This window comes from Pseudomonas sp. TE3728, from assembly GCF_056279145.1.
The window spans coordinates 5,407,383-5,425,511 of the sequence record NZ_JBWBQT010000001.1 but is presented as its reverse complement, the minus strand read 5'-3'; the positions used below and the strand labels follow the sequence as shown (position 1 = coordinate 5,425,511).

The 18,129-nt window shown below is 59.4% G+C and carries 14 protein-coding genes; 9 read left to right on the top strand and 5 right to left on the bottom strand.

From position 1 onward, the window contains the following. Positions 1 to 35 precede the first annotated feature (35 nt). From ACZ89R_RS23725 to ACZ89R_RS23710, 4 genes are all read left to right on the top strand, one after another. Positions 36 to 2,627, top strand: coding sequence for a glycosyltransferase (locus tag ACZ89R_RS23725; protein WP_008070347.1), 2,592 nt, complete (start codon positions 36 to 38; stop codon positions 2,625 to 2,627). 211 nt (positions 2,628 to 2,838) lie between these two features. Continuing rightward, positions 2,839 to 3,990, top strand: coding sequence for a succinyl-diaminopimelate desuccinylase (dapE, locus tag ACZ89R_RS23720; protein ID WP_429544406.1), 1,152 nt, complete (start codon positions 2,839 to 2,841; stop codon positions 3,988 to 3,990). Next, positions 3,990 to 4,799: a putative RNA methyltransferase gene (locus ACZ89R_RS23715; protein ID WP_218398453.1), complete on the top strand. Its 810-nt coding sequence runs from the start codon at positions 3,990 to 3,992 to the stop codon at positions 4,797 to 4,799. The genes dapE and ACZ89R_RS23715 overlap by 1 nt, the downstream gene beginning before the upstream one ends. Before the next feature lie 75 nt (positions 4,800 to 4,874). Continuing rightward, positions 4,875 to 5,252 carry a hypothetical protein gene (locus ACZ89R_RS23710; protein WP_008070352.1) on the top strand — a complete coding sequence of 126 codons (378 nt, stop codon included), beginning with the start codon at positions 4,875 to 4,877 and terminating at the stop codon, positions 5,250 to 5,252. A 92-nt stretch (positions 5,253 to 5,344) separates the two neighbouring features. Here the strand turns inward: ACZ89R_RS23710 and ACZ89R_RS23705 are convergent, their stop codons facing one another. Continuing rightward, complete coding sequence (locus ACZ89R_RS23705) at positions 5,345 to 5,554, bottom strand: cold shock domain-containing protein (protein WP_218398461.1); 210 nt, start codon at positions 5,552 to 5,554, stop codon at positions 5,345 to 5,347. A 166-nt stretch (positions 5,555 to 5,720) separates the two neighbouring features. Here ACZ89R_RS23705 and plsB point away from each other — a divergent pair, with 166 nt between their 5' ends. The 4 genes from plsB to ACZ89R_RS23685 all read left to right on the top strand — a co-directional run bounded on the left by plsB (position 5,721) and on the right by ACZ89R_RS23685 (position 10,140). Beyond that, positions 5,721 to 8,204, top strand: a complete 2,484-nt coding sequence (gene plsB, locus ACZ89R_RS23700; RefSeq protein ID WP_429544407.1) for a glycerol-3-phosphate 1-O-acyltransferase PlsB — start codon at positions 5,721 to 5,723, stop codon at positions 8,202 to 8,204. 114 nt (positions 8,205 to 8,318) lie between these two features. Further along, on the top strand, positions 8,319 to 8,921 hold the full coding sequence (locus ACZ89R_RS23695) for a hypothetical protein (RefSeq protein ID WP_429544408.1): 603 nt from the start codon (positions 8,319 to 8,321) through the stop codon (positions 8,919 to 8,921). A 103-nt stretch (positions 8,922 to 9,024) separates the two neighbouring features. After that, the gene (locus ACZ89R_RS23690) at positions 9,025 to 9,423 is read left to right on the top strand and encodes a YbaY family lipoprotein (RefSeq protein WP_429544409.1); all 399 of its coding nucleotides are present in this window, start codon (positions 9,025 to 9,027) and stop codon (positions 9,421 to 9,423) included. Between the two features lie 27 nt (positions 9,424 to 9,450). Further along, positions 9,451 to 10,140, top strand: coding sequence for a DUF4197 domain-containing protein (locus ACZ89R_RS23685; RefSeq protein ID WP_429544410.1), 690 nt, complete (start codon positions 9,451 to 9,453; stop codon positions 10,138 to 10,140). Between the two features lie 110 nt (positions 10,141 to 10,250). Here ACZ89R_RS23685 and ACZ89R_RS23680 read toward each other — a convergent pair whose 3' ends face one another. From ACZ89R_RS23680 to ACZ89R_RS23670, 3 genes are all read right to left on the bottom strand, one after another. Then, entirely contained in the window at positions 10,251 to 11,597 is a 1,347-nt protein-coding gene (locus ACZ89R_RS23680; protein WP_429544411.1) for a Fic family protein, read from the bottom strand. Between the two features lie 697 nt (positions 11,598 to 12,294). Next, positions 12,295 to 15,366: an efflux RND transporter permease subunit gene (locus ACZ89R_RS23675; protein ID WP_429544412.1), complete on the bottom strand. Its 3,072-nt coding sequence runs from the start codon at positions 15,364 to 15,366 to the stop codon at positions 12,295 to 12,297. A 6-nt stretch (positions 15,367 to 15,372) separates the two neighbouring features. Next, entirely contained in the window at positions 15,373 to 16,473 is a 1,101-nt protein-coding gene (locus ACZ89R_RS23670) for an efflux RND transporter periplasmic adaptor subunit (protein WP_429544413.1), read from the bottom strand. A gap of 93 nt (positions 16,474 to 16,566) precedes the next feature. On the opposite strand from ACZ89R_RS23670, the gene ACZ89R_RS23665 reads away from it, so the two are divergent. Next, entirely contained in the window at positions 16,567 to 17,211 is a 645-nt protein-coding gene (locus ACZ89R_RS23665) for a TetR/AcrR family transcriptional regulator (protein WP_192344199.1), read from the top strand. Positions 17,212 to 17,346: 135 nt separating this feature from the next. Here the strand turns inward: ACZ89R_RS23665 and ACZ89R_RS23660 are convergent, their stop codons facing one another. After that, positions 17,347 to 18,129 (bottom strand): class I SAM-dependent methyltransferase, encoded by a 783-nt coding sequence (locus ACZ89R_RS23660; RefSeq protein ID WP_007906283.1) that lies wholly within the window; start codon positions 18,127 to 18,129, stop codon positions 17,347 to 17,349.

Genomic DNA, 18,129 nt, shown 5'->3' with positions numbered 1-18,129 from the left:
CCTTCGTTCAGTAGCCCCTGGAACCTGAAATAGCTATGTCATCGCGTAAATTTGGACTCAACCTGGTCGTGGTTCTTGCAATCGCCGCCTTGTTCACCGGTTTCTGGGCGTTGGTCAATCGCCCGGTCACCGCCCCCAACTGGCCTGAACAGATCTCCGGCTTTTCGTACTCGCCGTTTCAACAAGGCCAGTACCCGCAAAAAGCCCAGTACCCGACCGACGATGAAATGCGTCGCGACCTGGAGATCATGAGCAAGCTGACGGACAACATTCGGACCTACTCGGTCGACGGCACGCTGGAGAACATTCCCAAACTCGCGGAAGAATTCGGCCTGCGGGTGACCTTGGGTATCTGGATCAGCCCGGATGAAGAGCGCAACGAGCGCGAGATCACCCGCGCCATCGAAATCGCCAACACCTCGCGCAGCGTGGTTCGCGTGATTGTCGGTAACGAGGCGATCTTTCGTAAGGAAATCACTGCAGCAGAGCTGAGCCTGATTCTGGATCGCGTCCGCGCGGCCGTAAAGGTTCCGGTCACCACCTCCGAACAGTGGCACGTCTGGGAAGAAAACCCGAGCCTGGCCAAGCACGTTGACCTGATCGCAGCTCACGTTCTGCCCTACTGGGAGTTCGTTCCCGTGGATAAGGCCGGTCAGTTCGTTCTTGACCGCGCCCGTGACCTGAAAAAGATGTTCCCAAAAAAACCGCTGCTGCTCTCCGAGGTCGGCTGGCCGAGCAACGGCCGCATGCGCGGTGGCGCCGATGCGTCGCCGGCGGACCAGGCGATTTACCTGCGCACGCTGGTCAACAAGCTCAACCGCCAAGGCTTCAACTACTTCGTGATCGAAGCGTTCGACCAACCGTGGAAAGCCAGCGACGAAGGTTCGGTGGGCGCGTATTGGGGCGTATTCAACGCCGCACGCCAGCAGAAATTCAACTTCGAAGGCCCGGTCGTCGCGATCCCGCAATGGCGCGTGCTGGCTATCGGCTCGGTAGTGCTGGCACTGCTGTCGCTGACCCTGCTGATGATTGACGGCTCCGCCCTGCGTCAACGTGGCCGCACCTTCCTGACTTTTATCGCGTTCCTGTGCGGTTCGGTGCTGGTGTGGATCGGTTATGACTACAGCCAGCAATACAGCACCTGGTTCAGCCTGACGGTGGGCTTCCTGCTCGCCCTCGGTGCACTCGGGGTGTTTATCGTTCTGCTGACCGAGGCCCATGAACTGGCCGAAGCAGTCTGGACCCACAAACGCCGGCGTGAATTCCTGCCAGTGGTGGGTGATTCGGACTACCGACCGAAGGTGTCGATTCACGTACCTTGCTACAACGAGCCGCCGGAGATGGTCAAACAGACCCTCAACGCCCTGGCCAACCTCGACTATCCGGACTTCGAAGTCCTGATCATCGACAACAACACCAAAGACCCGGCGGTCTGGGAACCGGTGCGCGATTATTGCGAAACCCTCGGCCCGCGCTTCAAGTTCTTCCACGTGGCACCGTTGGCCGGTTTCAAGGGTGGCGCGCTGAACTACCTGATTCCGCATACCGCCAAGGATGCCGAAGTGATTGCGGTGATCGACTCGGACTACTGCGTCGACCCGAACTGGCTCAAGCACATGGTGCCGCATTTCGCGGATCCGAAAATCGCCGTGGTGCAATCGCCACAGGATTACCGCGACCAGAACGAAAGCACCTTCAAGAAGCTCTGCTACGCGGAATACAAAGGCTTCTTCCACATCGGCATGGTCACCCGCAACGACCGTGACGCGATCATCCAGCACGGCACCATGACCATGACCCGGCGCTCGGTGCTCGAGGAACTGGGCTGGGCCGACTGGTGCATCTGTGAAGACGCCGAGTTGGGTCTGCGCGTGTTCGAAAAAGGCCTGTCGGCGGCGTATTACCACGACAGCTACGGCAAAGGCCTGATGCCCGATACCTTCATCGACTTCAAGAAACAGCGTTTCCGCTGGGCCTACGGAGCGATTCAGATCATCAAGCGTCACACCGCCAGCCTGCTGCGCGGCAAGGACACCGAACTGACCCGTGGCCAGCGTTACCACTTCCTCGCGGGCTGGTTGCCGTGGGTGGCGGACGGCATGAACATCTTCTTCACCGTCGGCGCGCTGTTGTGGTCGGCAGCGATGATCATCGTGCCGCAACGGGTCGATCCGCCGTTGTTGATTTTCGCGATCCCGCCGTTGGCGCTGTTTGTGTTCAAGGTCGGCAAGATCATCTTCCTGTACCGCCGTGCGGTCGGGGTCAACCTCAAGGATGCGTTCTGCGCAGCATTGGCAGGGCTGGCGTTATCGCACACCATCGCCAAAGCGGTGTTGTACGGTTTCTTCACCAGCAGCATTCCGTTCTTCCGTACCCCGAAAAATGCCGATAACCACGGCTTCTGGGTAGCCATTTCGGAAGCGCGCGAAGAGGTGTTCATCATGCTGTTGTTGTGGGGCGCGGCGCTGGGGATCTTCCTGGTGCAGGGCCTGCCGAGCAACGACATGCGCTTCTGGGTGACCATGTTGCTGGTGCAGTCGCTGCCGTACCTGGCGGCGCTGATCATGGCGTTCCTGTCGTCGCTGCCCAAACCGGTGGCTGAAGCCACGACCGCACCGGCTGTCTAAATCAATACAGATGCACTAAACGGCGGCCAATGGCCGCCGTTTTGCTTTAAGATAACCGCCATTTTGCAGGCCTTGGCCTTTATGGCCTGACCCAATACCTGTGGGAGCGAGCCTGCTCGCGATAGCGGTCTGACAATCAGCATCAATGTTGAATGTACCGACCTCATCGCGAGCAAGCTCGCTCCCACATTTACAGTTTTCGGAGCTTTCCATGACGGCCCACGCCGACCTTTCGCCGACCCTTCAACTTGCCATCGACCTGATCCGCCGTCCGTCCGTGACGCCGGTCGACGCCGATTGCCAGAAGCAGATGATGCAGCGCCTGGGCGATGCCGGGTTCAAGCTGGAACCGATGCGCATCGAAGAGGTGGATAACTTCTGGGCGACTCACGGTAAACACGAAGGTCCGGTGCTGTGCTTCGCCGGCCACACCGACGTGGTCCCGACCGGCCCGGTAACCGCCTGGCAGATCGACCCGTTCAACGCGGTGATCGACGAGCACGGCATGCTCTGCGGCCGTGGCGCGGCCGACATGAAAGGCAGCCTGGCCTCCATGACCGTGGCAGCCGAGCGCTTCGTCGCCGATTACCCGGACCACAAAGGCAAGGTCGCTTTCCTGATCACCAGCGACGAAGAAGGCCCGGCGCACCACGGCACCAAGGCTGTGATCGAACGCCTCGCCGCCCGTAAGGAACGTCTGGACTGGTGCATCGTCGGCGAACCGTCGAGCACCACCCTGGTGGGTGACGTGGTCAAGAATGGCCGTCGCGGCTCCCTCGGCGCCAAATTGACCGTGCGCGGCGTGCAGGGTCACGTGGCCTATCCGCACCTGGCGAAGAACCCGATCCACCTCGCTGCCCCGGCGCTGGCCGAGCTCGCCGCCGAACACTGGGACCATGGCAACGATTTCTTCCCGCCGACCAGTTTCCAGATTTCCAACGTCAATTCCGGCACTGGCGCGACCAACGTGATCCCGGGTGATCTGGTGGCGGTGTTCAACTTCCGCTTCTCCACCGAGTCCACCGTCGAAGGCCTGCAAAAGCGCGTCGCCGACATCCTCGACAAGCATGGCCTGGACTGGCACATCGACTGGGCGCTGTCCGGTCTGCCGTTCCTCACCGAACCGGGCACCCTGCTCGACGCGGTATCGGCAAGCATCAAGGACATCACCGGTCGCGAAACGCAAGCTTCCACCAGCGGTGGTACCTCCGACGGGCGCTTCATCGCGACCATGGGCACTCAGGTTGTCGAACTGGGCCCGGTCAACGCGACGATCCACCAGGTCAACGAGCGCGTGCTGGCGGCCGATCTCGACGTGCTGACCGAAATCTACTACCAGACCCTGATCAAGTTGCTCGCCTGATGCTCGCATGTCCGATCTGCAGCGAACCGCTGAACACGGTGGACAACGGCGTGGCTTGCCCCGCCGGGCATCGTTTCGACCGTGCGCGGCAGGGTTACCTGAACCTGTTGCCGGTGCAGCATAAAAACAGCCGCGACCCTGGGGATAACCTGGCGATGGTCGAAGCCCGTCGCGACTTCTTGAACGCCGGCCATTACGCGCCGGTGGCCAAGCGTCTGGCGGAACTGGCGGCGCAGTACGCGCCCCAGCGCTGGCTGGACATCGGTTGTGGTGAGGGTTACTACACCGCGCAAATCGCTGAAGCCTTGCCCAACGCCGATGGCTACGCCCTGGACATTTCCCGGGAAGCGGTCAAACGCGCCTGCAAACGCAACCCTGCCCTGACCTGGTTGATCGCCAGCATGGCCCGAGTACCGCTGGCCTCAGGCAGCTGTCAGTTTCTCGCCAGCGTTTTCAGCCCGCTGGACTGGGAAGAAGCCAAGCGCCTGCTCAGCCCCGGCGGCGGCTTGATGAAAGTCGGGCCGACCAGCGGCCATCTGATGGAATTGCGCGAGCGACTGTACGACGAAGTGCGCGAGTACACCGATGACAAGCATTTGGCGCTGGTGCCGGAAGGCATGGCGCTGCAGCACAGCGAAACCCTGGAGTTCAAACTGACGTTGGTCAGTGGTCAGGATCGCGCGAACCTGTTGGCCATGACACCCCATGGCTGGCGCGCCAGTGCCGAACGCCGGGCGGCGGTTATCGAACAGGCCGAGCCGTTCGAGGTCACTGTTTCGATGCGCTACGATTACTTCGTACTTCAATAATTTTTGGTCTCGAGCAACAGCTTGAGGCCGGCTAAATCCGCGAATGGATTTTTCAAGACCGCAGTGAGGACATCCATGCGCCAACCCGATATCGAGATTTACCTGAAAGACGCCGACGTCGACTACAAGGCCATCGCGGCCTGGCTCGGCGCGGCTTTAGGCCCGTGCACCGACTGGGTTCAGAAAGGCCAGACCTACAAGTGCAAGGCCGGCAGCGTGCCGGTCACCTGGCTGCCGAAAGCCGTGGGCAAATGGAACAGCCTGTACCTGGAAAGCGACCAGACCCCATGGGAAGACGACATCGCCTGCGCCCGCGCAGCCTTTGCCGCGCTGAACGTCGAAGTGCGTTGCGCACCGGGTAGCTGGGTCGAGGAAGAAGGTGAAGAGACGGCGGATCGCTGGATGCGCATCAGCGCCGATGGTGAAGAAGAGATCACCTGGAAAACCGCTTGAAAGCAAAAGATCGCAGCCTTCGGCAGCTCCTACAGTTGGAATGCATTCCCCTGTAGGAGCTGCCGAAGGCTGCGATCTTTTGATCTTGAGGTTTACAACCCTACAACGTCTTCTGCCTGCAAGCCCTTCTCCCCGCTCACCACCGCATACTCAACCTGCTGACCTTCCGTCAGCGAGCGATGGCCTTCGCCGCGGATAGCGCGGTAGTGCACGAACACGTCCACCCCGTCCTCACGCTGAATGAAGCCATAGCCCTTGGCGTCGTTGAACCACTTCACATTGCCGGTTTCGCGTGCAGCCATATCTAGTTACCCCCTTGTTTTTATTTTGAACGGCCGAGTATATGACAGCCGCGAAAACTCTCAACTCAAGTTTACTTAGGCGCTTTTTTGCCGATTTTCGGCGAATACGGCACACTATCTGCCGTCCGAGCAAACGCTCGGTTTTTTCCACTCACGCAGAAGCCGTATGACCCGCTCCCCGTTCCGCCGTCTTGTGTTTGGCACCCTGCGCCGACTGCTGTACCTCTGGGTTCGCTCGGAGACGATCAATCAGTCGTCGTTCACCCTTAACCTCGACCGCAGCCGGCCGGTGTTCTACGTCCTGCAAAATCCTTCACTGACCGACCTCGCCGTGGTCGATACCGAATGCAGCAAGGCCGGCCTGCCGCGCCCGGTGTTGCCGGTATCGGTGGGTGCGCTGGTGGAGCCCGCAGCGTTCTTTTACCTGACGCCGGAGCCCGACTGGCTCGGCCGTCAGGACAAACGCGGTGCGCCACCGACCCTGACCCGTCTGGTCAGCGCCCTGAGCCAGAACGCCGCCGAAGACGCGCAGATCATTCCGGTCAGCGTGTTCTGGGGCCAGTCGCCGGACAGCGAATCGAGCCCGTGGAAACTGCTGTTCGCCGACAGCTGGGCGGTCACCGGGCGTTTGCGTCGACTGCTGAGCATCATCGTGCTGGGGCGCAAGACCCGGGTGCAGTTCTCGGCGCCGATTCATTTGCGTGAACTGATCGATCACAACAAAGGCCACGAGCGCACCGTGCGCATGGCCCAGCGGATTCTGCGGGTGCACTTTCGCAACCTGAAAGCCGCGGTGATCGGCCCGGACATTTCCCACCGCCGTAATCTGGTCAAAGGCCTGCTCAATCAGCCCTCGGTCAAACAGGCGATCCTCGACGAAGCCGAACGCGAGAACATCTCGCCGGAAAAAGCCAAGGCCCAGGCCTTGCGCTATGGCAACGAGATCGCCTCGGACTACACCTACACCGCGATCCGCTTTCTGGAAGTGGTGCTGAGCTGGTTCTGGAACAAGATCTACGACGGGATCAAGGTCAACCACATCGACGGTGTGCAGAAAGTCGCCCAGGGTCACGAAGTGATCTACGTGCCGTGCCACCGCAGCCACATCGACTATTTGCTGCTCTCGTATCTGCTGTTTCGCAACGGCCTGACCCCGCCGCACATTGCCGCCGGGATCAACCTCAACATGCCAGTCATCGGCAGCCTGCTGCGCCGTGGCGGTGCGTTCTTCATGCGCCGCACCTTCAAGGGCAACCCCCTCTACACCTCGGTGTTCAACGAATACCTGCATACCCTGTTCACTAAAGGTTTCCCGGTCGAGTACTTCGTCGAGGGCGGCCGTTCGCGCACCGGGCGCATGCTGCAACCGAAAACCGGGATGCTCGCGATCACTCTGCGCAGCTTCCTGCGTTCGTCACGCATGCCGATCGTCTTCGTGCCGGTGTACATCGGCTATGAGCGCGTGCTGGAAGGCCGCACCTACCTCGGCGAATTGCGTGGCGCAAGCAAGAAGAAAGAATCGATCTTCGACATTTTCAAAGTCATCGGCGCGCTCAAACAGCGCTTTGGTCAGGTCGCGGTCAACTTCGGTGAGCCGATCAAACTGGCGGAGTTCCTCGACAGCGAACAGCCAGACTGGCGCCAACAGGAACTCGGTCCACAATTCAAACCGGCCTGGCTCAACGAAACCACCAACCGCCTCGGCGAGAAAGTCGCCCAGCATTTGAATGAAGCGGCGGCGATCAACCCGGTGAATCTGGTGGCCCTGGCGTTGCTGTCCACCAGCCGTCTGGCCCTGGACGATCGCGCCATGGCGCGGGTGCTTGATCTGTATCTGGCGCTGTTGCGCAAGGTTCCCTACTCCTCGCACACCACCCTGCCGGAAGGTGACGGACGGGCGCTGATCGAGCACGTGAAGGACATGGACCTGCTGTCCGAGCAAAGCGATGCGCTGGGCAAGATTCTGTACCTGGACGAACAAAACGCCGTCCTGATGACCTACTACCGCAACAACGTGCTGCACATCTTCGCGTTGCCGTCGTTGCTGGCGAGTTTCTTCCAGAGCACCTCGCGCATGAGCCGCGAGCAAATCCTGCGCTACACCCGCGCACTGTATCCGTACCTGCAATCGGAGCTGTTCATACGCTGGACGCTGGACGAACTCGATGGCGTGGTCGATCAATGGCTCGAAGCCTTCGTCGAGCAAGGCCTGCTGCGTTTCGAGAAGGACGTGTACCTGCGTCCGGCACCGAGCTCGCGGCATTTCGTGCTGCTGACACTTTTATCAAAAAGCATCGCCCAGACCTTGCAGCGCTTCTACATGACTGTTTCCTTGCTGCTCAACAGCGGCCAGAACAGCATCAGTGCCGAAGAACTGGAAGATCTGTGCACGGTCATGGCCCAGCGCCTGTCGATCCTCCACGGCCTGAACGCCCCGGAGTTCTTCGACAAGAGCCTGTTCCGTCACTTCATCCAGACAATGCTGGACCTTGACGTGCTGCGCCGCGACGAAGCCGGCAAGTTGAGCTATCACACACTGCTCGGCGAACTGGCCGAAGGTGCGGCAAAACGGGTATTACCGGCGGAGATTCGTTTGTCGATCCGTCAGGTGGCGCTGCATCGCAGTGAAGATGCGGCGGATCAAGTTTAGTTGAGGTTACCTGTAACTTTCTGACAATGATTACAAGAACAAGGACGTTCTTATAACCACCAAATTATGAATTAATAGAGATCCTCTACAACTAATCCCGATACGGATATCGCGATGAACCCATTAGAAAATATTAACCCATACGTAACGCTCACCTTTAGTTTGCCTGAAGACTTTCTGCCGCCCAGCGGTGGCGAAGGCGAAACTTATATAAGTGTTCATACCGCGAATTCTTCCACCCCCATCAAAGTGGCGCAATCCCGTGACCCCGTACTGCGTAGTGGGCGTTGGAACTTTTCATTTGCACACAACTATTCCGATATCAGCGTTAAATACCTTGTCACCGTCAGCATGACCCACAACGGCGTTCCACTGCTGATTGACCTGGACTACTTCGTGATCGTCCATCGTGCGCCGCACCGACAAACCCTGCACCTTAGCCCTATCGGCCGCCTCTACCTCCAGGCACAGGAGCCTCAAGCGGTTCAACCTGAACACGCAGTAACCGTTGTTGCCCACGAGCACGACAATACCGCTGCACAATTGACGCAAATACATATCAGCGAAAAAATGGCGGAAGCGTTTTACCTGGAATACGATCCGGACACTGTCGTACCTGGTAAACGCTATACGCTGACAGCCACTGAAAATGAATACCGCAATTCAATTGCAGTATCTCCAGAATCCGTTGTATTGAAACCCTTTAGTAGAACCTGAAAAAGCGCTGCCAGAAGATTCATGGGGCGAAATCACCGGAAAAATCCGTTAAATTGCCGTTGGCGTTCGTCTACTTCGAGCGCCAACGACAGGGATTCAATTCATGAAAAAACTCTCATTTCTAGGGCTTACGGCTCTACTCGCTGCCTGCCAATCAATACAACCTGCCGCGAAAACCAGCCTCAACGGCGAAGTTTTCTACCTGCAACGCATCGCCCTGCCGCCGAGCGCCACATTGAGCGTCAGCCTGCAGGACATTTCCCTCGCCGACGCGCCCGCCGTTATCCTCGACGAACACAAAGGCCCGGTCAAAGGCCAGGTGCCGCTGCCGTTTCATCTGAGTTACGATCCAGCGCAGATTAAACCGGGCCATCGTTATTCGGTTAGCGCACGGATCGAAGTGAATGGTGAACTGATGTTCATCACCACCGAACATCATGCCGTGCAGCTGGATGGCAGCGATCCGCAGCCACTGAAAATCCGCGTCGACGCCGCCCGCTAATTCTCTATTTTGAACAAGGAAGCCGCCATGCTCCGCCCTACTCTTCGCTTCGCCGGCCTGTGCGCCGGTTTGATGATCTGCGCCAACGCCTTGGCCTTGTCGCTCAATGACCTGTCGCAACAAGATGCCACCGGCGGTCTAAAGGACGCCCTGACCCAAGGCGCGCAACTGGCCGTTAAACAACTCGGCACACCCGGCGGCTTCAGCAACAACCCAGACGTGAAAATCGAACTGCCGGGCAAGCTGGGTAAGGTCGCCAAGAAAATGAAACAGTTCGGCATGGGCGATCAGGTCGATCAATTGGAAACCAGCATGAACAAAGCGGCTGAGGCGGCCGTGACGCAGGCTCAGCCGATTCTGGTGGATGCGGTGAAGAAGATGACCGTGGAGGATGCCAAGGGGATTCTCGGCGGCGGCAAGGACTCGGCGACTCAGTACCTGAGCAAAACCAGCCGCGAGCAGATTCGCACCAAATTCCTGCCAATCGTCAAACAAGCCACCGACCAGGTCGGCCTGGCCCAGCAATACAACTCGTTCGCCGGGCAAGCGGCGACCCTGGGCGTGCTGGATGCGAAAAACGCCAACATCGAAAGCTACGTAACCGAGCAGGCGTTGAACGGTTTGTTCGAGATGATTGGCAAGCAGGAAGAAACGATTCGCCAGAACCCTGCGGCAGCGGCGACCAGTTTGGCGAAGAAGGTGTTTGGTACGCTCTAAGCCTCAACTCCGATCCTGTGGGAGCGAGCTTGCTCGCGATTGCGGTGTGTCAGCCACAGTTTATGTCGACTGACACGGACTCATCGCGAGCAATCTCACTCCCCCGAGAATCAGACCGCGGACGCTGCCCGCAGGAAGAACACCCACTCGCGCCCCATCCTCCTTTTCTCGAACACCATCAACTCGACCAAACCATTCAGAGTGGCTGACGCGGTGTTGTAAGAGCAGTTCAGATTCTCCTTCACATTGACAGCCGTAAACTCCTTGGCCATACCACTCTTGGCCACTTGGTATACGGCTCGCTGTTTCTCGGTCAATCGGTCGAAAAAACCAGACTCCAGCAGCCATCGATCAAAGCTTTCGGTATAGGCCAGGCTTTTTCGATAAGCCTCGGTAAAAGCGCTGACAGCCCGGGAGATGACTGAACACTGGAAATCGATGAAGTAGGTCAGGTCCAGATCATCGGCCTCGGTATTCAGATACGAGCGCCCGTATTTCACCGGCGCATTGCGCAGCAACAAGCTGATCGCGATGTAGCGAAAGGCCGAGAAGTCATTCTTGAACATGAACCAGTAAAACAGTGCCCGTGCAACCCGGCCGTTGCCATCGCGAAAAGGATGCTCATAGCCCAGTGCAAAATGCAGCGCGATACCTTTGATCAATGGATGAAGGTAATCCACTTGACCGGGATCGTCGTGAGACTGATTGATCCACTTCGACAGCACCTGCAATCGCGACACGAGCCCCGCTGCGGGAGGCGGCGTATGCACGGTATTACCTTCGCCATCCTGCACCACCACGTCATCGTTGACCCTGAAGGCACCCGGTGAATATTGCGGGTCATCGATACCTTCGACGCCGACACGATGCATCGCCGCGATCAGCTCGACGCTCAAGGGCTCATAACGCTTTTCCCAGGCGAAGTTCATCATCTTGTAGTTACCGATGACCATCCTCTCATCCGGCGTACGCGGCAGGCGCTTGCGCTTGAGCATGTCCTTGGCCACCCGGGTGGTGGTTGCCGCGCCTTCGAGCTGGCTGCTGCTGATGGCTTCGTCTTCGATCAGATCGTTGAGCAGATAGCTGAAATGCGCTCGTTCGCCGATCTGGCCAGTCATGTATTCCAGCGCTGCCGTCGTCGCTTGTCGATCGACGGCCGAAACAGCTTTCTGGGCCAATGGGGTCAGCACAAATTGGCCCCATTGAATGGGCTCGCCCAATGGCAAAATGCTGGAATACTGTGCGGTCCGGGCTTTCTTGACCAAGGCCCAGCACAGGTTCGCATCCAGTCCAGGCGCCCAGCGGTAGCGCAACTCATCGAAAGGAAGGTAGCGGCCCTGATCGTCCAGCGGCTTGAGCAGTGCGAGGTAGTCCGAGAGGCGTTCCTTGTGGGGCGACTGTCCCAACAGATCGAACACCGGGTCGGATCTGCCCTTGAGCATGGGCGTTTTTTTCATTATCGGTGTCTCAAAAACTCACGAAGTTGAGTCTTGAGTACAACAGCGCACCTACGTTGACTCAATATCAGAAGGATCTGAAATATGCGTAGGAGCTTGGACCGCCTTCGCGGGCAAGCCTCGCTCCTACAAGTGGGGCAGCGTACATTTGAAAAGAAATTGGTTGGCTGTCAGGCCGCCAAGATCAAAAGATCGCAGCCTTCGGCAGCTCCTACGTGGGGTTGTGTACACCCGCGATAGATTGATCGGCTGGCAGGCCGCCTTCGCGAGCAAGCCCGCTCCCACAATGGAGCGGCATACACCCGCCCCTCACCACTCAACAGGCCGAGCGTTAGCTCGCCTGCAGCTTTTGATCTGGCTTTTGATCTTGATCCACCCGCCCCTTCGGGAGGCTGAGCGCAGGTGTTCATCTGGGGATTGGCGCGCAGCGCCGTTCGACGCAGTCGAACCCATCGCATGTAGGTCGTAGCGAAGCAGACCGTAGGGCGATGCCCCCAGATGGATACCGGAGCGAAGGAACGCCGAGCCTCAGCGAGGTGCCGGACGCTTGGGGCGAGACCTTTTGGTTCCTTTTGGGGCGTTTGCCAAAAGGGACTCGCCGTAAGGGCGAAACCATAAGCCGCCGTTACCGGAGCAACGGATATGCCCCCCCACCAACAACAGCATGGTCGGCCCGAAGGCCGCCAGGATCAAACAATCACACCGGCTCTTGCTTGACCCTGAACCAAGCCGCATACAACGCCGGCAAAAACAGCAACGTCAACGCCGTCGCCACGATCAGCCCGCCCATGATCGCCACCGCCATCGGCCCGAAAAATACGCTGCGCGACAATGGAATCATCGCCAGCACCGCCGCCAACGCCGTCAGCACAATCGGTCGGAACCGCCGCACCGTCGCCTCGATAATCGCCTGCCAAGGCTTAAGCCCGGCAGCGATGTCCTGCTCAATCTGATCCACCAGAATCACCGAGTTACGCATGATCATCCCGGACAAGGCGATGGTCCCGAGCATCGCCACAAAACCAAATGGCTGGCGGAACACCAATAGAAACAGCGTCACACCGATCAGCCCCAGTGGCGCCGTCAGAAACACCATCACCGTGCGTGAGAAACTGCGCAGTTGCAGCATCAGCAACGTCAGCACCACCACAATGAACAACGGCACGCCAGCATTCACCGAGCTCTGCCCACGGGCCGAGTCTTCCACCGTACCGCCGACGTCCAGCAAATAGCCGTCCGGCAATTCGGCGCGAATCGGATCCAGGGTCGGCATGATTTGCTGCACCAGTGATACCGGTTGTTCCTTGCCGTAGATGTCGGCGCGAACCGTCACGTTGGGCAGGCGGTTACGGTGCCAGATGATGCCTTCTTCGAAGCCGTATTCCAGCGTCGCGATCTGCGACAGCGCCACGCTGCGACCGTTGTCGGTCGGCACGGCCAGGCTTGGCAGCAATGCCAGCTCGGTGCGCTCATGCACCGTGCCGCGCAGCAAGATCTCGATCAACTCGTTGTCTTCGCGGTACTGGCTGACGCTGGCACCGGTCAGCGAGCTGCGCAGGAAACCCGACAGGTTCGCCGTGCTCACACCCAGCGCTCGTGCGCGGTCCTGATCGACGTTCAGATAAACGACTTTGCTCGGCTCTTCCCAGTCCAGATGCACGTTGACCACGTGAGGATTCTCGCGAACCTTGGCCGCGACTTTACGGGCCAATGCGCGGACTTCCTCAATGTGCTCACCGGTGACCCGGAACTGCACCGGATAGCCAACCGGTGGACCATTCTCCAACCGCGTGACCCGCGAACGCAGGGCCGGGAATTGTTCATTGAGGGTTCCAATCAGCCAGGTGCGCAGGGTTTCGCGGTCTTCGATGGTTTTGGCCAGCACAACAAATTGCGCAAAGCTCGCAGCCGGAAGTTGCTGATCCAGCGGCAAGTAGAACCGCGGCGAACCGGTGCCGACGTAAGCCACGTAGTTGTCGATCCCGGCCTGATCCTTGAGCAGGCCTTCGAGGCGTTTGACCTCCTCGGCGGTGTTGCTCAAAGACGCCCCTTCGGCCAGTTTCAGATCGACCATCAACTCCAGCCGCCCCGAAGCCGGGAAGAACTGTTGCGGCACGAAACGGAACAACACCAGTGAGGCGACGAACATCACGACCGTCAGCATGATCACCGTTTTGCGTCGGCGCACGCACCACTCCACCAGACGTCTGACGCGCTGATAGAACGGCGTGCCATAAGGGTCGGGTTGACCGTCGCCAATGCCATGTTTGGCGGCGTGAATTTTCGCCAGGTCCGGCAGGAGTTTTTCCCCCAGATAAGGCACAAAGACCACGGCGGCAACCCACGACGCCACCAGCGCGATGGTCACCACCTGGAAGATCGAGCGGGTGTATTCGCCAGTACCCGATTGCGCGGTGGCAATCGGCAGGAAACCGGCAGCGGTGATCAACGTACCGGTGAGCATCGGGAACGCAGTGCTGGTCCAGGCGTAGCTGGCGGCTTTGACCCGGTCGAAGCCCTGTTCCATTTTGATCGCCATCATTTCCACGGCGATGATTGCGTCGTCCACCAGCAATCCCAGCGCCAGTACCAGCGCGCCAAGGGAAATCTTGTGCAGGCCGATGCCGAGGTAATACATGCAGGCGAAGGTCATCGCCAACACCAGCGGAATCGCCAGCGCCACCACCATGCCGGTGCGCACACCGAGGGAGAAGAAGCTCACCAGCAATACAATCGCCAGAGCCTCCACCAGCACCTGAACAAACTCGCCGACACCGGTTTTCACCGCAGCAGGTTGATCGGAGACCTTGCGCAGTTGCATGCCGGCCGGAAGACTCTTCTGGATCCGGGCGAATTCGACTTCCAGCGCTTTGCCCAGAATCAGAATGTCGCCACCGCTCTTCATGGCCACCGCCAGTCCGATGGCGTCTTCAGCCATGAAGCGCATGCGCGGCGCCGGTGGATCGTTGAAGCCACGACGAACGTTCGCCACATCGCCGATGCGGAACGTGCGATCACCGACCCGGATCGGGAAGTTCCTGATCTCGTCGACCGTCTGAAAATTACCCGAAACCCGTAGTTGCAAACGCTCGCTGGTGGTTTCGAAGAAACCTGCGTTGGACATCGCGTTCTGCTCTTCAAGCGCTTGCTGCACCGTCGCCAACGGCAATCCGAGGGTGGCCAGTTTGACGTTGGAGAGCTCGATCCAGATCTTCTCGTCCTGCAGCCCGAGCAAGTCGACCTTGCCCACATCCTTGACCCGTTGCAGCTGAATCTGGACGCGGTCGGCGTAGTCCTTGAGCACCGCGTAATCAAAACCTTCGCCGGTCAGAGCGTAGATATTGCCGAAGGTAGTGCCGAACTCATCGTTGAAGAAAGGCCCCTGGATGCCCGGCGGCAAAGTATGGCGAATGTCGCTGATCTTCTTGCGAGCCTGATACCAGAGCTCCGGGATCTCCACCGAGTGCATCGAATCTCGAGCAATGAACGTGACCTGGGATTCGCCCGGGCGGGAGAACGAAGCGATCCGGTCGTACTCGCCGGTTTCCATCAGTTTCTTTTCAATACGCTCGGTAACCTGGCGCGACACTTCCTCGGCCGTGGCCCCCGGCCAGTTGGTGCGAATCACCATGGCCTTGAAGGTAAACGGCGGGTCTTCACTTTGGCCCAGCTTGGTGTAGGACAACGCGCCGACGACGGCCAGCAAGAGCATCAGGAACAGTACGATCTGGCGGTTACGCAACGCCCATTCGGAAAGATTGAAACCCATCGGGGATTACTCCTTGTGCGCCAGATTGACCACGCGGTTGGAGCGATCCACCGGGCGTATTTGCTGCCCGTCGTGAAGCACATGAACACCGGCCACCACTACCCAGTCACTGGCGTTCAGGCCTTCGAGCACCGGCACGGTTTTCTCGCCGAAGGCACCGACCCGCACCGGGGCTTTTTTCAAGGTGTTGTTGGCACCGACCACCCATACATAAGTGGCACCGTTTTCCGCGGTGACCGCCGACAGCGGCACCGACAACGACACCACATCGGCGGTCTGGATAAACACCCGGGCGCTCTGGCCCAGTTCAGCGGGAACCTTGCCGGCGGTAAATGCAATGCGAGCGGCGAAGGTTCGGGATTTCGGGTCGGCCGCAGGTGACAACTCACGGATGCGTCCGGGGAAACGTTGATCGGGTTGCGTCCAGAGTTCCACCGAGACCGGTTGGCCGACCTTGAAACGACCGAAGTTCTGCTCCGGCAGGCTGATCAACACTTCGCGTTCACCATCGGTGGCGAGGGTAAACACGGTTTGCCCGGCCGCGACCACTTGCCCGACTTCAACCGCACGTTTGGCCACCACGCCATCCTGCGGCGCGCGCAGCACTGCGTAACTGGCCTGGTTGGTCGACACGTTGAATTCGGCTCTGATTTGCTTGAGGCGCGCTTCACCGGAGCGGTAGAGGTTTTCCGCATTGTCGTACTGCGAACGGCTGACCATCTGCCGCTCCATCAGAGTCTTGTAGCGATCACGCTCGGCGCGCACCAGGTTCAGATTGGCTTCGGCGGCGGCGACCTGGGCGCGGGTGGCTTCCAGCTGCAGCCGCACGTCCTGAGGATCGAGTTCCGCCAGAGGCTGGTCGGCCTTGACCCGCTGGCCTTCCTCGACCAGTCGTCGGCTGACCTTGCCACCAATGCGGAAGGCCAGATCAGGCTCATAGCGCGCACGGACTTCACCGGGATAACTCTCCATGGCCTGAGCCGAGGGCTCTGGCTGAACGACCATGGCCGGGCGGACGGTGACTTGAGGCGCCTCTTCATGGCCGCACGCAGACAATAAAAAAGCCAGGCTGACCGGCAATGCGAGGGGCAAGGCATAGCGGAACATGGGAAAGGACCTTTCGCTAATGGTGCTTTGAATAATTATACTGACCAGTATGTTATTAATAGCAAACTCACCAGTCCAGTATTAAAGCGAAGAATGTCTGACAATCTTTCCATACCCAGCGGTCCGGGCCGTCCCAAGGATCTGGCCAAGCGCCAGGCCATCCTCGATGCGGCAAAAATCCTGTTTCTGAGCAAGGGATACGCCAACACCAGCATGGATGCGGTGGCGGCCGAAGCCGGCGTGTCGAAGCTGACGGTCTACAGTCATTTCAACGACAAGGAGACGCTGTTTTCCGCCGCCGTCATCGCCAAGTGCGAAGAGCAATTGCCGCCCCTTTTCTTTGAGTTGCCGGAGGGCATCGCGGTGGAAACCGTGCTGCTGAACATCGCACACGGCTTTCATCAGCTGATCAACAGTGATGAATCGGTGAACCTGCATCGGCTGATGATGACGCTGGGTAGCCAAGACCCGAAACTCTCGCTGATTTTCTTCCAGGCCGGGCCAGAACGCGTACTTCACGGAATGGAGGGGTTGCTGAACAAGGTCAATCAGAGCGGCGCATTGAGTATCGACAAACCGCGCAATGCCGCCGAGCATTTCTTTTGCCTGCTCAAGGGGGCGGGAAATTTCCGGTTGCTGTATGGCTGCGGCGAGCCGGTGACCGGGGATGCGGCCGAAGCCCATGTGCGGGAAGTGGTGGGGTTGTTTATGCGGGCTTATCGGCCGGAGTCAGCCTGATCGATTTGTAGTGTCTGGGCCGACGCTATCGCGAGCAAGCCCGCTCCCACATTGGACCTTTGTCGGTCACAGATTTTGTGTACCCCGGAGATCCAATGTGGGAGCGAGCCTGCTCGCGATGGGGGCGACACGGTCTCAGGGCTTGAGTGCTTTCTTCGGATAAATGTCGTATCGGCTGGACTTGCCATCCAGCGCATGACTCGGCTTCGGCCCATCGATGCACGGCGCCTTGCGCGGGCGTTTGACTACCACCCGGTGACTGGCCAGGGCCAATGCCGCTTCAAGCAATGCTGGCGCATCCGGGTCATCGCCGACCAGCGGCCGGAACAGGCGCATTTCCTTCTTCACCAACGCGGTTTTCTCACGATGGGGGAACATCGGGTCGAGGTAGATCACCTGCGGTGGCTCGCCTTCCCAGTTGCGCATCACCTCGATCGAGTTGCCCTTGAGCAAACGCATCCGCGCCACGATCGGTGCCACGTCGAAATCTTCCGCGCCGCGCGCCAGGCCATCTTCAAGCAAGGCGCCGATCAGCGGCTGGCGCTCGATCAGGCTCATCTCGCAGCCCAGGCTCGCCAGCACGAACGCATCCTTGCCCAGCCCAGCCGTGGCGTCCAGCACGCGCGGACGCACGCCTTGGGCGATGCCGACCGCCTTGGCAATCATCTGACCGCTGCCACCGCCGTACAACCGACGATGGGCCGCACCGCCCTCGACGAAGTCCACCCTCACCGGTCCCGGTGCATCCGGCCCGAGTTGTTGCAGCTGCAACCCCTGCTCGCCCACCTGCAAGGCAAACTCGCCGTCATCCACCTGCAACGGCAACCCCAGGCGCTCGGCCCATTGCTCGGCCTGTGGCTGAAAGGTCGTGCCCAAGGCCTCGACATGGATGCGGCAGGCCGCAGGTTGCTCAATCAT